Source organism: Nostoc sp. CENA543 (genome assembly GCF_002896875.1).
Classification (GTDB): domain Bacteria; phylum Cyanobacteriota; class Cyanobacteriia; order Cyanobacteriales; family Nostocaceae; genus Trichormus.
Window position 1 is genome coordinate 5,988,757 of record NZ_CP023278.1, and the last position, 14,673, is coordinate 6,003,429.

Here is a 14,673-nt window from a genome sequence, read left to right on the forward strand (position 1 = left end):
GATAGATGTCTTGTTGAGTAAATAAATTCAATCCGAAATCTAAAATCCAAAATCCAAAATCGATTCAGGGTGTGTTTTTCTTCAACTGGGATTGAGGATGACAATTATTTGAGATACCTTCATTCCTAATTTTTGCCAACGACGATTTGTAGAGGCAAAAGTGCGATCGCCTGACACAGCCTGATAATCTTGAGGATATCTTTCTGATGCTTTAGTATCTGCACTCACCCTGATAATTAGCTTGCCTTCATAGCGAGATAGTTTACTACTTTCTAAGAGAATCGTCCCGCCGTAATCCCAACCTAAGCCAAAGAGTTTGAAATCTCCCAACTTTTGACGTAACACACTCCAGGGAGTCCCGACACCAATACCTTCACGGGTTTTCCACGCAGTACCCAAGTCACGCACCTCTGAAGGTTTGGTGCGGTTGTTATCACTCCAAACGATTAAAAATGAACGTCCTTGACTCAAATTAACTTGAGTTGCAGCAAAATTACCTATCCCTTCCGCACCAGGAATTGTTTTATCAACTAGACTAGATGCACCAAAAATTTTAGCTAAATCCTTCCTTGTGGTTGTGCGCGTTACAGGGCCTACCCTTTCCCCTGGTACGATTAAAGTGTCTTTTAAAGTAGGTACTTGAGCAACAGTTACACTTGAATCAGTTTTCTGTGGAGGTGCGACAACTCCAGGCGTTGAACAACCCAGTAATACTGCTAAAGTAGCTACAGCCACAGTTGGGATAGAAGCTTTCATATTTATCAACCTTACGAGTAAGTGCCGAGTGCTGAGTAATGAGTAGTGAGTGCTGAGTGAAGTTTTTATTCCCCAGTCCCCAGTCCCCAATCCCCAATTACTCCACTACTTCATTGACGGGGAATCGATCAATGAGTTGCATAGCACGATAAGCGTTACGCTGCAAGGAATCCGGCAGGTGGGGGACATGGGGGATTTGTGAGAGTAAATCTAGTGTTCGCCGTAAAATTCGCACCACATCACCCTCATCTAAGGTAGTGTTTTCACATAATTCTACCCATTCTGTACCTAATGCCCATTGTTCCACTAAGGCAATTAAACCTATGTAACGATTCTCTAACCCTACCGGCAAGGTTACACCATGACGGTACTGTACTTTTAAGACAGCACGCCGGATTTTTTGTAACTTCGTCCATGCTGCATCTATCTCTGGTGACAGATTAAAGTTGACTCTGCTATCGGGACGAGGGGTTTCTGTAACTAAAGCCGCGATGACAGCAGCTAAATGCTGGGGATCTAAATTGTTCAATTCACCACTAGCTAAGGCTAAACCTAACCACAGTTCATTTTCTCCGCGAATGGCGGCGGCTACTTGTCCTAACTGGGTGGGGACTAGGTTATCTAAACAGTCAAATTGCTGCAAAATCGTGATGAGATTGAGAAATTCTTCCCAGTAACGTTGGGATTGCTGTTCTACTTGCTGCTGTAATGCTTCTAGTTCTTCTTGAATTTCGGCGTAGCGTTCCCGACGCTTGAAAACTTTGGCAACACTTCCTGATTGATACAAGGGATTTGCTTCTAATTGTGCTTGCACAGCATTAACGCGACTGAGTTGTTCGGCTACTTCTGGAGATAGATGCAAAGACCCATCAGGATCAGGGATATTTTGAGCGATCGCAGCTGTCATTTCATCCCCACGACAGGAATGTCCTGGTTTAAAGACTAAATGTGGGGGTGGAATAATTTCCTGTGGAACCTCTAGGCGGGGTAGTTCCGCGTATAAATCGACAACATCTTCATTAGAAACAACATACCAGCGATTATCTTGCCCTAAACATACCAAATAGCTAGATTTTCCTGCTGTGGGCGACTGACCAACTAAAACTGCCGTTATCGGTGTGGAAACTATAATATTTTCACCTTTGAGGCTCAGTAATGTCCCTGAGACTGCAAAGTCCAGCAACATTTTAATTTGGTCTTTTCGTGCTTCTTGGGCTTGCTCTTGTAGTGTTTTTAACAACTGCTTTTCTGCTTTGAGGCGTTGACGCAGTTTTTCATAAATCAGCAGTTCATGTTCACTGACTGAGGCTATTTGCTCATGCAGTCCCGCTAATTGGGCTTGTAAGTCTTCAATTAACTCATAGTCTGGTTTAAGGTGTAATGTCGCCATATACTGCCCAAAACTACGTTCTATGAGTTCCTTTGCTTCCTCAATGGTGTGAGTTTGCAGCAGGTTTAACACCATGCCATAGCTAGGAGTAAACTGGCTAACTAGGGGATCGGGCTGGGATGTTGCTAAATAAGCGGCTTCTTTTGCACCTTCAAAGGGAGTTTGGAGTGTGACGACATGACCTTGTTTATCCATCCCCCGCCGACCTGCCCTCCCGGCCATTTGCAGGAATTCCGAAGCGTTTAACAGGCGGTGTCCTGTGTCGGTGCGTTTGGAGAGGGTGGAAATTACTGTTGTTCTGGCGGGCATATTAATGCCGGCAGCTAGGGTTTCAGTGGCGAAGACGACTTTAATTAAACCTTGTTGGAATAATTCTTCGACTAACACCTTCCAAGCCGGTAGAATGCCAGCGTGGTGGGCAGCAATACCACGATACAAGGGAGCAATTTGTCCTGAACGTCCGGCTTCGGGGTTACGGGTTAAAAAATCGTCAATTTGCCGCCGCAGTGTTTGGGATTCGTCATTGTCCACTAGCCACAAGTCACCTACCTCAGCGACGGCTTTGTCACATCCCCGACGACTAAAAATAAAGTAAATCGCCGGTAGCATATCCCGTTGCTGGAGGTGGTTCAGGGTGTAGAGAATGCTGGGGGCTTCTGGTCTGCCTTTGTCCCCTTGTCTTCTTTTACCTCTATTAGCAAGGCGGGGATTAATTTTGGTTTTGCTGTCGTTGAGTAGCGGGAAGAGTCCTTTGGGATTACAGTAATGAAATTCCAAGGGAACAGGGCGAAAATCGGAATAAATCAGGTCAGTAGGGCCGTGGACACGGTTGAGCCAGTCGGTAAGCTGGTCACTATTGGCAACGGTAGCTGACAGTGCAGCTAGCTGCACTTCACGGGGACAGTAGATAATCGATTCTTCCCAGACTGTACCACGTTGGCGATCGTTCATATAGTGGCACTCATCCAAGACCACCGCTTCCACATCCACCAAGGAAATACCGACTTGCCCAATGGGTGTACCGTAGAGCATATTACGAAAAATCTCGGTGGTCATCACCAAAATGGAGGCATCCCTATTGATGGAAGCATCTCCTGTGAGTAGCCCTACATTATCAAACCCAAATTTTTCGCGGAAGTCACGTAATTTTTGATTAGATAACGCCTTTAAAGGGGTGGTATAAAACACCCGTTTGCCATGTGCTAGGGCGCGATAAATAGCGTATTCACCGATTAAAGTTTTGCCTGAACCTGTGGGCGCACAGACAACAACAGAGCGTCCCGCGTTGAGGGACGCGATCGCATCTTTTTGAAATTGATCCAGATCAAAGGGAAATATCAACCCTAAGTCTAGTTCTTTTGATGAGGCGGGATAATTCACTCAATCACTTTTACAACCGGACTGTTTACTATATTAACGAGTCTTTTGTCAACTTCGACAGTAAAGATTGGGAATTGGGCATTGGGAATTGGGAAAAAATCTACCTTGTCTACCTTGTCAACCATGCCCTATGCCCCATGCCCCATGCCCCATACCTCATTTCCCCAATTCTTGCGATCGCCATGTGGCAGCTTTGACTGCTTCAATGAGAGCAGAACGAAATCCGGCTTGTTCGAGTTTTGCTAAACCTGCAATGGTTGTGCCACCGGGACTGGTAACGCGGTCTTTTAATTCTGCTGGGTGCATTCTGCTCTCTTGCAGTAATTTGGTTGTTCCTAGTACGGTTTGTAATGCTAGTTGATTAGCAATTGGTCTGGGTAAACCGGCAGCGACTCCTCCGTCGGCTAGGGCTTCTACTAAGATAGCTACGTAAGCCGGGCCACTGCCAGATAAGCCTGTGACAGCATCCATTAAGGATTCGGAGACTTCCACTACTTCCCCAACGGCTGAAAATATTTCTTGTGCTAGCTGTTGGTGCTTAGAATTGGTATATGCACCTAAACACATGGCTGTCATCCCTGCGCCTACGGTGGCGGGGGTGTTGGGCATGGCTCGAATAACTGGTAATTGAGGAAATGCTGCTTCTAGTTGACTTAAAGATACCCCTGCCAAAATCGAGATGACTAGGGGCGAGTTTTTTGACAATAAAATAATATCTGCTAATTCTTGAGCGATCGCGGTAAATACCTGTGGTTTTACTGCTAAAAACAGGACTTCCTGAGTTTGACTAAACACCAAACAATTATCTGTGGTGAGTGTCACATCATATTTTTGTTTTAAAAAAGCTTGACGCGCTGCTTGCGGTTCACTGACTATAACTTCTGAAGGGCGGTAAATTTCTCGCGCAATTAGGCGGGATAAGAGCGATTCTCCCATTACCCCGCCACCAATTAAACCAAATTTGATAGTCATTAGTTATTAGTCATTAGTCACTGGTCAAAGAATTTTGGAAGTTAGATTTGTGATTTTGAATTGAAAAATACGTTAAAGTCCAGAACTTTGTGAGTTTTAGTCTTATTTATCCTACGCACCATTTGTTAGTGCGTTACAATCCAAAATCCAAAATTTAAAATCTAAAATTTGTTGGGTCATTAGTCAATAGTCGAAAACTTTGGACTTTGGACTATTGACTAATGACTAATAACTAATTTAACTCTATTGTGCCATCCGATTGGGTTCGCTGCCCCAAGTTGGTGTAGGATTTGCGGGGCGGGAAGGACGGGCTGGGTGTTGGGGTACTTCATGAATAACTCCACCTTGGGTGCTGACTTGCACACAGCTGGGTGTAAACAAAAAGATACTTTCGCCAATACGTTCTTGATGTCCATCTAATGCGTAGGTTCCACCAGCCACAAAATCAACTGCACGTTGTGCTTGATCTGGATCCATGATGGTTAAGTTCAACACTACTGATTTCCGCTCACGCAATGCTTGAATTGCCTGGGGCATTTCTTCAAATGTCCGAGGTTCTAGAACTAATACTTCAGAAATCCCGTTAATTGCTCCTGGCATACCAATCACATTCCCCATCGTTGATTTTGTTCCTGTTTCCACGTCATCACCAATTGTATTCGCTGTTTCTCGCCAACGTCGATTGGATGGGGCAGTTTGTGCAGGTGCTGGCTGAGGATTTTCCTGTTGATACAGATTTTGGTAGTTATCTGTATCTGGTTCTTCTTCGTAGTATTCGTATTCTACTTGTTCATTGAGACCGACGAAATCTCGCAACTTAGAAAATATATTATTCATGTTTAGTGACGCTCCTGCTGATAATTGCCTCTATTATCCGGTTCATAGCTAGTGTAGCCAATCACAACGCTACAAAGGGCTGACAATCTCAATAATTTTATCGCTATTTGTAGCATCTACTACTGTTATTGGCAATGGACTGGCGTTGCACCAATTCAAAATCACAACTCAAAATTTAATATTGAGGTAGCTATAGATCACAAGTGTTTGACCAAGTGTATCTATCACTGTACTTTTTTAAATTGGTGTTATGTGGAACGCCTGTACATTAACCTAGACACAATAATTGAGTCAAGATTATATCTCTACAACGCTCCGTAAATAAGTCGAATTAAATGGATTTTTTTGAGTGTTTATTTTTCTTAAAATTAATTTTTAAGTAATTTATAACACTAGTATGATTGGTTTTGTCAGTATATCATACTGGGCAAATAAATACACAACCACACAATGGTAGGGTTGTTTTACCTAAGTGCGTTTACCAAATAGGATAGTCCCCAATCTTACCATCGTTGCCCCAGCTTGTATGGCTAATTCGTAGTCTCCTGACATCCCCATCGACAACTCCTGCATTTTGATGTGATTCCAGTTTTGGGCAGCAATGTCTTTGGCTAAATGATGTGTGCTATTAAATACATATAAATTTTCCGCATCGGTTAAACCCATTGGCGGAATTGTCATCAAACCCTGAATTTGTAAATTTTCACACTGGTCAAGGGCGGGTAAATCAGCGAGTAGTTCTGGCACAGTCCAGCCGGACTTACTAGGATCAGGGAGGATTTTGACCTGTAGACAGACTTGGGGTCTGATCTCTAGTTGTCCGGCTAATTGATTCAGACGTTGTGCCAATGGCAAGCTATCCACGGAGTGAATCCAGTGAAATTGTTCAAGGGCTTTTTTGGCTTTATTAGTTTGTAAATGGCCGATAAAGTGCCAAGTGATGTCTGATAAATCTTGTAGTTGTGCTTGTTTAGTAGCAGCCTCTTGGATGCGATTTTCACCGAAATCACGGATACCAGCAGCATAGGCGGCGCGGATAGCTTCAGTTGGCATTTGCTTAGTAACAGCAATTAACCGAACTGAAGGTGGGATGGATGCACGAATTTGATTAATACGTTCGCTAATCGAACTAGTCATTGGAATGTGCGTTGGAAAACACTCTGAAGCTGATCGTACTCCTGTGATTGACCATTGCGACGCAAAGTCCGTAAACGATTTTCCAACAACATTCTCGCCTCTGTGCGTCCTATGGGTTGAAACTTTAGGGCTTTCATGTCGTTCACCACCAGAAAAAATAAACGTTGTGCATAGAGTGTAGTGAACAAATCCTGGGCTTCATCAACCATACAGATCCGATATAGTAAGCCCCAAGTAGGATGATTGATGTAAGTTTCTGCGCTTTCTGGATTCATCTATTAATCAAGTAGGAGAATAATATATTTTTTTGCAGTGAGTGACAAATACTCAGACGATAATATCTCCCTGTCGCCAGAATATTTGCGGAGACTGATTTGCAAACTAGCAAATTCTACCCTTTAAAGGACTTTAGACAAACCTTGATCTATTTTCAGGTAGGGTAGATGAAACTTTTACACGAAAGTAAAAGGCATTCATAAAAGGTAAAAGAGAAACAACGAAGTATGGGAGATTTTGACCTATTTCCACAAGCATTTTAGGCAACAAGACCTGCAAAGCGATCGCCATCTACTGTGTTTGATGGAAGCAGAATATCTTTACCCTGTTGTGTGCAGTTAATACTAATTGTGGAATTTGCTGTGTGAAGTTGTCCAGGGCAAAAACCGACTCTCATACTACTGTTTACTCTAACTTCTCTTTATGTTGCCATAATTATCGCTCGTTAGAGCAAAATAGCCAACAGGCGAATTCTCCTAAGAATTGTTCATCTAAACAGTCTGTATTGTTACAATTTGGCAAAATTGTCAATAGTCAATAGTCATTAGTCATTAGTCATTAGTTGTTGGGCATTGAAGTAAAATCTACCTTGTCTCCCAATTCCCAATTCCCAATTCCCCATCTTCTAATTAACCATCTTCAGCGCGGCTAATTGCGCTTGGGCTTTGTGCAGAGATTCATACCATTCTTTTTCGGGGTCGCTGTCGGCAACTATGCCTGCACCTACTTGTCCCCAAACGGTGTTTGATTGGGGGTTGGGGGTTAGTAGTAAGGTGCGGATGAAGATGTTTAAATCTAGGTTGCCTCGCCAATCTAAATAGCCGCATGAACCGTAGAATAAACTGCGGCGTACTGGTTCGAGTTCTTCGATAATTTCCATGCACCGAACTTTGGGACAACCTGTAATTGTCCCGCCAGGAAATAGGGCGCGGATTAAATCTACGGGGGTGCGATCGCTCCTGAGTTTGCCTGTAACATTGCTAACAAGGTGCATAACGTGACTATATCTCTCAATTGTTAGCAATTCATCAACGGTGACTGTTCCCCATTCGCAGACTCGCCCTAAATCATTGCGTTCCAAATCAACCAGCATGATATGTTCTGCCCGTTCTTTGGTGTTGCTGAGGAGTTCTGTGGCTAGTTGCTGGTCTTGTTCTTTGGTTATACCACGCGATCGCGTGCCGGCAATGGGTCGAGTTTGGGCTTCGTCATTCTCTAACAAGACTAATCTTTCTGGTGAACAGCTAATCACTTCCCCCCACGGTGTGCGCCAATAGCTAGCAAAGGGTGAAGGATTAATTGTATGCAAGGCTTGATAAATTGACCAACCACTAGCGGAGGTAGTAGCAGAAAATCTTAAAGATAGGTTGGCTTGAAAGATATCTCCTGCTTGAATGTATTTTTTAGCACGATTAACTGCGGCTTCGTAATCTAGCTGAGATGTTAAAAATTCTGGTGCGACGGGATAATAAGTAACAGGTGTAATGTGTTGGGCTGAATTTTTTGTGTTTGTTCGTCTTAAACGCAGTTCCAACTCATCGAGATTAGTCGCATCACTAGCCGCTAACCATAAGACTTGCTGGAAATGATCTAACACAGCAAAATCTTCTGGTTGATACCAAAAAGCCACAGGAAAGGGCAAAGGATCAGGTTTGGTATAAGGTAGCCCTTCAATTTCCCAAGCTGCGTCATAACCCAACCAGCCCAGCCATCCACCGATGAAGGGGAGGTGGGAGGGGGGGGAAGACAAGGGAGACAAGGGAGAGGGGGGAGACAAGGGAGAAATTTTATATTGTCTACCTTGTCCACCTTGTCCACCTTGTCCCCCTCCTCCCCGACTTAGCAGCAACTCCTCCAGCAAAGGAAAAATCCCCCCCAAGGCTGGTGTCCACATCTGAGGTACGCCATTGACTATTCTGGGCGCGCCTGCACAAATGGAATAGCGACTCAGTTGGGGTTGATTAGTGGGTGTTGGGTAAGGACTTTCGAGGAGAGTAGCGATTTGAGATGTTGTGTGGGGATAAAATAGCGCAGAGAAAATTTCCGCACCAGTACGATTTTCTAATGGAAGCGATCGCCAGTACCACATAGATATTTAGTTAATAGTCAATAGTCCATAGTCAATAGTCAATAGTGATTCCCTTACACCCCTACACCCCTAAATTTGCTGTCCTACAAAGATTCTAATTCCCCAAAAAATTGTGAGAGTTGCGATCGCTAGCCAATCCCATGATTTTAAACGTAAATCGTGCCACGGGACTCGGTGTTCGTTAGGACTGGTAAAACCGCGTACCATCATCGCACTAGCCATTTGTTCAGCACGTAATAATAGGTTTTCTAATAATCTCTCGGCGACAATCATCCAGACTTTAAATCCGCCTTTTAAACCTAACTTTTTCCAATTAATCGCCCTTGTCATGATGGAACGAATTAAATTTTGTATTTCCTCTAAGACTAGGGGAATGAATCTCAAGGATAAAGTGAGTGTTAAGGTAATTTCTGTAACAGGGATTTTCAAGCGGCGTAGGGGCTGCATCAAACTTTCTATCCCGGCAGTAATCTCTTCTGGTGCTGTTGTTAATAAATATAGCGTGGTGCTATAAATTACCGTAAACAAAATTGTACTGATGCGTGTTCCCAAATCTAAAGTCCGACGGCTAATTTTGACAGGCCCTTGATGAAAGAGAATGTAGTTATAGTCTTTGCTAGTTTTTACTTGTTTTGGCTCATTTGTAGCTTTAGCAGTGTTGCTGAGTGGGGCTAAAGCTTGGGAATTCGCTGGTAAACGCGGCTGATAATTAATACCCAAGCCATCAGGAAAAACTGCTGTCAAGGCGAACACTAGAAACGTTAGTGTTAATAGCCAGCCCATTTGTTGTTGCCAAACTCTTCGGGGAATTCTAGCAGCTAAAGTAAAAATAATGAGCAGTGCTACTAGAAGTATGCGCCACTGATTATTAGCAAAACTGTAACTAGTCAGAAAACTCATCAACCAGATAAACTTGACTCTGGGATCGAGTTTATGTAACCAAGTTTGGGGCTGTTCGAGATAAAGTCCTAATGGTAGCGATCGCAGTAAATCCATTTTTTAGTGCTGAGTTTTGAGTGCTGAGTTTTGAGTGCTGAGTTATGTTAGCGGTAGCGCGGCGTTTAGCTGGTGCTGAGTTGCAGAAAGTTAAAAGTTTACAACTAATCAGAACTTAATTTTGAGTCAATTTCGATACTAATGTTAAGTTTAAATTTTCGACTCCTGACTATTTTGCCTTGATATCCAGAACTTAGCACACTTTATTTTTCCCTCTTAGCACCCACCACTCACCGCTCACCTCACTCACAACTCAGCACTCATTACTCAAACACGAGTTGCACGGTTAACGCTACCAAGTTCCATTTCTCTAACTTTCTTACTACGCCAAAGTAACCGCAGGGGAGTACCTTTAAATCCTAGTTGTTGGCGGAATTGTCTTTCGATGTAGCGGCGATAGTTGTCGTTAAAGCGTTTTGCATCATTGACGAATAACGCAATGGTGGGTGGTTGGCTACTGACTTGTGTACCGTAATAAATTCTGCCCTGTTTTCCACCCCGTGTGGTTGGGGGAGAGTGCCACTTGAGAGCATCTTCCAACACTTCATTAATTACTGATGTACTGACACGGCGTTTATGTTCGGCGGCGGCTTGATTGACTAATTCTAAAATCTTTTCTACCCGTTGTCCGGTTAAGGCACTAACGAAAATAGTATCAGCCCATTCAGTAAAATGTAGTCTAGCTTCGAGATTTTTTTCGTAGTCGTAAATAGTATAGGAATCTTTTTCTACAGCATCCCATTTATTGACAACAATAATACAGGCTCTACCTTCTTCAATAATGCGTCCTGCTAATTTTTGGTCTTGTTCTGTCACGCCATCTAGAGCATCTAAAACTAATAAAACCACATCGGCGCGGCGGATGGCTTTAAAAGACCGATTAATACTGAAAAATTCCGTTCCATATTCGACACTTTTCTTTTTCCGAATTCCAGCTGTATCAATTAGGCGATAAGCTTGTCCATCTCGTTCTAAAAAAGTGTCAATTGCATCACGAGTTGTCCCAGAAATTGGGCTAACAATTGCTCTTTCTTCGCCGACAAAAGCATTTAATAAACTAGATTTACCAACATTAGGACGACCAACGATCGCAATTTTAATTTCATTATCTTCCTGTACTTCTGTCACCACAGGAATGTGTTTAATGAGTTCGTCTAGTAAGTCCCCTGTACCGTTGCCATGAATCGCAGAGATAGGGTATGGTTCTCCTAAGCCCAGTTCCCAAAATTCCGCCGCCTGAATTAATCCCTGTTCTGGGGATTCACATTTATTCACGGCGAGGAAGACGGGTACTGGTTGTTGACGTAACCATTCGGCTATTTCTTCATCTGCCGAATTGGGGCCTGTTTGACCATTCACAACAAATATGGCAGCACTAGCTTCTGTCAAAGCTGCTAAAGCCTGTTGACGAATCAGGGGCAGAAATTCGGTGTCATCATTAAATACCAAACCGCCAGTATCTACCACCAAAAACTCGCGATCGTTCCAGTAAGCTGGCATATAAGTGCGATCGCGTGTCACACCCGGTTCATCATGGACAATCGCCGTTTGTTCCCCGGCGAGTCGATTAACCAGGGTAGATTTGCCCACATTGGGGCGACCGATAATTGCAACAATTGGCAGTCCCATAAACCAAGGGTAATTGAGAGAAATGGCTAGTATATCACATTTCTCATTATAGGTGACTGGGGCATGGGAGAAAGAAGGCAGGGGGGCAGGGAGCAGGGAGAAATGGGGAAGTTTTTCTCCCCCTTGCACCCTGCCCCCTGCACCAATTCCTCTTCCATGCCCGCTTGGGTGATTTATCACTCAGCTTGAAAAAATACCATAACAAAGAAACCGGCAGTTACTTCACAGGAGACTACATCTTGAGAAATCACAAGTGGCTGCTGGAAGCCAGTCAAATTGTCTTGCAATATTTTCGCTGGTTATTTTTACTAATATTCTGCATCATACTATACGCCAAATTTATTGAACCCAATTGGATTGAGATCAAAACTTTACAACTCACTCTTCCCCATCTGCCAGCAGAGTTTAATGGCTATCGCATAGCGCAGATTAGCGATATTCATCGGGATAGATGGATGACTGTGCCACGTTTACGCCGTATTGTGCATTTAGTAAACGAACAACACCCTGATTTAGTGGCAATTACAGGGGATTTAGTCACTCGTAATCTACCGCAATTAATCCCATCACTCAAGCCTGCTTTAGAACAGCTTACACCACGGGATAGAACCGTCGCCGTTTTGGGTAATCATGACCACGAAAACGACACCCAAGCCATAATTAGAACTCTCAAACAAAGCGGCGTTTTTGACTTAAATAATCACATCTACACGTTAAAAAGAGATAACGCCACACTTTATATAGCGGGAGTTGATGACGTAGGTATGGGTAAAGCCCGCCTAGATTTAGTATTACAGCAACTACCACCACAGGGAGCAGCCATTTTATTAGCCCATGAACCAGACTTTGCCAACACCAGCGCAGCCACGGGAAAATTTGACTTACAACTATCAGGACACTCCCACGGCGGACAAATCCGGCTACCGTTCTTAAGACCCCTCATTTTACCGCCTTGGGGTGAAAAATATTACGCAGGAGAATATCAAATCGGCAAAATGCTCCTATACACCAACCGAGGTTTAGGAATGACAGGCTTACATCTGCGTTTATTCGCCCGTCCCGAAATTACTATAATTACCCTAGCCTCTCCCAGACTATCAAACTAACTCTTTGCGCCTCTGCGTGAAATCACTTGCCCAACCCCCCAAGAATTTGGCACAATAAACCCAAATGCTGCCAAATCAAAAACCATGCCTCAGCCCGGCGACATCCTCCGCAACCACTATAAAATAGTTAAAATCCTTGGAAGTGGTGGATTTGGTGACACCTACCTAGCGCAAGATATCGACCTACCCAACCATCCCAAGTGTGTAGTCAAACACCTCAAACCCAACCCAGACCCCAAAGTATTAGAAATCGTCAGAAGATTATTTGATAGTGAAGCCCAAGTATTATACCGACTAGGCAACGATAGCGACCAAATACCCCGACTATTCGCCCACTTTGAAGAACAAGGGGAATTTTATCTAGTCCAAGAATTTATCGATGGGCAAGATTTAAGCTATGAAATCATTCCTGGTGAAAGGTTAACAGAAATAGCCGTCATCAAACTATTACAAGAAATATTAGAAGTATTAGCAATAGTCCACAAACAGAACATCATTCACCGCGACATCAAACCCCAAAACTTAATGCGTCGCCGACAAGATGGTAAAATCGTGCTAATTGACTTTGGTGCAGTCAAAGAAGTTGAAGCCATGACGGTGAACACCCAAGGTCAAACAAGTTTGAGTGTTGCTATTGGTAGTCTTGGTTATATGCCCAGTGAACAAGCAGCCGGACGACCGAAATTATCGAGTGATGTATATGCAGTGGGGATGTTAGGGATTCAAGCGTTAACAGGGAAACAACCCCAAGAACTACCCAGGGATTCTACAACTGATGAAGTAATTTGGCGCAATTTGGCAAATGTCAGCGAGAAGTTGGCAGATATGTTAAATAAGATGGTGAGTTATGACTTTCGGGATAGATACCCTTCAGCAGTAGAAGCGTTAGCAGCAATTAAATCACTACAGCAACAACAGCGACAAGTAACGCCAACTGTTCCCACACCACAACCACAACCGCGACAAGTAACGCCACCGCCAAAACCTAAACTACAGCCACAACAGCCACAAGCACCACTACCAAAATCTACACCAACAAAAATCATTACTCCAAGTTGGTCACGACGCAAGGTAATACAAACGGTTGCTTTTGCGGGTGCTGGGTTGGGTCTAGCAATCATCGTATCGCGCCTATCGCAGTCTGATTCAGGAGAAATCAGCACAACTGACATAACAACGACACCAGAACCTACAAGTAGTCCGCGTCTCTCGTCTCCTACTTCTCTCAATAACTTACAAACCTTTCAATTTGAAACGGTGACGGTAGATGCACGAGGGAACATCACCAAACGCCGCAATGAGCAAGCAAGATATTTTACGGAAGACTTGGGGAATGGTGTCACATTGGAGATGGTGCAGATACCGGGGGGAACATTTACAATGGGTTCACCGGAAACCGAGAAAGACCGAGACTCAGATGAAAGTCCCCAGCGACAGGTGACAGTTCCCGGCTTCTTCATGGGGAAATATGAAATCACCCAGGAGCAGTATCAAGCCATCATGGGAAAAAATCCTTCCAACTTCAAAGGTGATAAACGACCTGTAGAACAAGTCAGTTGGGATGATGCGGTAGAATTTTGTGAGAAATTGAGCCAGAAAACAGGAAAAACCTACAGGCTACCCAGCGAGACGGAATGGGAATATGCCTGTCGTGCAGGGACAACCACACCGTTTTATTTTGGGGAAACCATTACTACAGATTTAGCAAACTATAGAGGAACAGATTGGACTATAGTTAACAGAACGTACTCAACGTACTCAGGTAATTATGGTAATGGACCAAAAGGACTATATCGCCAGCAAACAACCCCTGTAGGTAGTTTTCCACCTAACACCTTTGGTTTATATGATATGCACGGGAATGTTTGGGAGTGGTGTCAAGACAATTACCATGATAATTACAATGGCGCACCAACTGATGGGAGTGTGTGGGCTAATAATGATAATTTTTCTCGTCTACTGCGTGGTGGTTCTTGGGATGTCACCCCAGGTTTCTGTCGTAGTGCGGATCGTGACAGGTTCACGTCCGAATACCGTCTCAACTATATGGGTTTTCGCGTCGTTTTTGTTTCCGCGTAAGGACTAAAGAAACCGGGTTTCTCATG

12 protein-coding genes are annotated in these 14,673 nt (G+C 43.7%); 2 read left to right on the forward strand and 10 right to left on the reverse strand.

Annotated features, from left to right (window positions below):
* Positions 1-81: 81 nt before the first annotated feature.
* From CLI64_RS25130 to der, 10 genes are all read right to left on the reverse strand, one after another.
* The gene (locus CLI64_RS25130; protein WP_103139785.1) at positions 82-756 is read right to left on the reverse strand and encodes a hypothetical protein; all 675 of its coding nucleotides are present in this window, start codon (positions 754-756) and stop codon (positions 82-84) included.
* Positions 757-853: 97 nt separating this feature from the next.
* Positions 854-3,526: an RNA helicase gene (locus tag CLI64_RS25135; protein WP_103139786.1), complete on the reverse strand. Its 2,673-nt coding sequence runs from the start codon at positions 3,524-3,526 to the stop codon at positions 854-856.
* Between the two features lie 156 nt (positions 3,527-3,682).
* Positions 3,683-4,498 carry a pyrroline-5-carboxylate reductase gene (proC, locus tag CLI64_RS25140; RefSeq protein ID WP_103139787.1) on the reverse strand — a complete coding sequence of 272 codons (816 nt, stop codon included), beginning with the start codon at positions 4,496-4,498 and terminating at the stop codon, positions 3,683-3,685.
* A gap of 243 nt (positions 4,499-4,741) precedes the next feature.
* On the reverse strand, positions 4,742-5,335 hold the full coding sequence (locus tag CLI64_RS25145; RefSeq protein WP_103139788.1) for a cell division protein SepF: 594 nt from the start codon (positions 5,333-5,335) through the stop codon (positions 4,742-4,744).
* 468 nt (positions 5,336-5,803) lie between these two features.
* Complete coding sequence (locus CLI64_RS25150; protein WP_103139789.1) at positions 5,804-6,472, reverse strand: YggS family pyridoxal phosphate-dependent enzyme; 669 nt, start codon at positions 6,470-6,472, stop codon at positions 5,804-5,806.
* Positions 6,469-6,747, reverse strand: a complete 279-nt coding sequence (gene pipX, locus CLI64_RS25155; RefSeq protein WP_103139790.1) for a transcriptional coactivator PipX — start codon at positions 6,745-6,747, stop codon at positions 6,469-6,471. Before pipX ends, CLI64_RS25150 begins: the two co-directional genes overlap by 4 nt.
* Before the next feature lie 260 nt (positions 6,748-7,007).
* Positions 7,008-7,145 carry a hypothetical protein gene (locus CLI64_RS30970; RefSeq protein WP_157943319.1) on the reverse strand — a complete coding sequence of 46 codons (138 nt, stop codon included), beginning with the start codon at positions 7,143-7,145 and terminating at the stop codon, positions 7,008-7,010.
* A gap of 228 nt (positions 7,146-7,373) precedes the next feature.
* Positions 7,374-8,837, reverse strand: a complete 1,464-nt coding sequence (locus CLI64_RS25160) for an anthranilate synthase component I (RefSeq protein WP_103139791.1) — start codon at positions 8,835-8,837, stop codon at positions 7,374-7,376.
* A 69-nt stretch (positions 8,838-8,906) separates the two neighbouring features.
* Positions 8,907-9,833 carry an energy-coupling factor transporter transmembrane protein EcfT gene (locus tag CLI64_RS25165; RefSeq protein ID WP_103139792.1) on the reverse strand — a complete coding sequence of 309 codons (927 nt, stop codon included), beginning with the start codon at positions 9,831-9,833 and terminating at the stop codon, positions 8,907-8,909.
* Positions 9,834-10,100: 267 nt separating this feature from the next.
* A complete protein-coding gene (gene der / locus CLI64_RS25170; RefSeq protein WP_103140865.1) occupies positions 10,101-11,462 on the reverse strand; it encodes a ribosome biogenesis GTPase Der in 1,362 nt (453 codons plus the stop codon).
* A 239-nt stretch (positions 11,463-11,701) separates the two neighbouring features.
* Between der and CLI64_RS25175 the strand changes: the two genes are divergently transcribed.
* A complete protein-coding gene (locus CLI64_RS25175; protein WP_103140866.1) occupies positions 11,702-12,568 on the forward strand; it encodes a metallophosphoesterase in 867 nt (288 codons plus the stop codon).
* Positions 12,569-12,652: 84 nt separating this feature from the next.
* The gene (locus CLI64_RS25180; protein ID WP_103139793.1) at positions 12,653-14,647 is read left to right on the forward strand and encodes a bifunctional serine/threonine-protein kinase/formylglycine-generating enzyme family protein; all 1,995 of its coding nucleotides are present in this window, start codon (positions 12,653-12,655) and stop codon (positions 14,645-14,647) included.
* Positions 14,648-14,673: the final 26 nt, after the last annotated feature.

What these genes read in the sequence shown, in the direction of transcription:
- CLI64_RS25165 (WP_103139792.1), bottom strand. Translation starts at nt 9,833, where the DNA reads ATGGATTTACTGCGATCGCTACCATTAGGACTTTATCTCGAACAGCCC.
- CLI64_RS25180 (WP_103139793.1), top strand. Translation starts at nt 12,653, where the DNA reads ATGCCTCAGCCCGGCGACATCCTCCGCAACCACTATAAAATAGTTAAA.
- CLI64_RS25160 (WP_103139791.1), bottom strand. Translation starts at nt 8,837, where the DNA reads ATGTGGTACTGGCGATCGCTTCCATTAGAAAATCGTACTGGTGCGGAA.
- CLI64_RS25145 (WP_103139788.1), bottom strand. Translation starts at nt 5,335, where the DNA reads ATGAATAATATATTTTCTAAGTTGCGAGATTTCGTCGGTCTCAATGAA.
- proC (WP_103139787.1), bottom strand. Translation starts at nt 4,498, where the DNA reads ATGACTATCAAATTTGGTTTAATTGGTGGCGGGGTAATGGGAGAATCG.
- der (WP_103140865.1), bottom strand. Translation starts at nt 11,462, where the DNA reads ATGGGACTGCCAATTGTTGCAATTATCGGTCGCCCCAATGTGGGCAAA.
- CLI64_RS25130 (WP_103139785.1), bottom strand. Translation starts at nt 756, where the DNA reads ATGAAAGCTTCTATCCCAACTGTGGCTGTAGCTACTTTAGCAGTATTA.
- pipX (WP_103139790.1), bottom strand. Translation starts at nt 6,747, where the DNA reads ATGAATCCAGAAAGCGCAGAAACTTACATCAATCATCCTACTTGGGGC.
- CLI64_RS25150 (WP_103139789.1), bottom strand. Translation starts at nt 6,472, where the DNA reads ATGACTAGTTCGATTAGCGAACGTATTAATCAAATTCGTGCATCCATC.
- CLI64_RS30970 (WP_157943319.1), bottom strand. Translation starts at nt 7,145, where the DNA reads ATGAGAGTCGGTTTTTGCCCTGGACAACTTCACACAGCAAATTCCACA.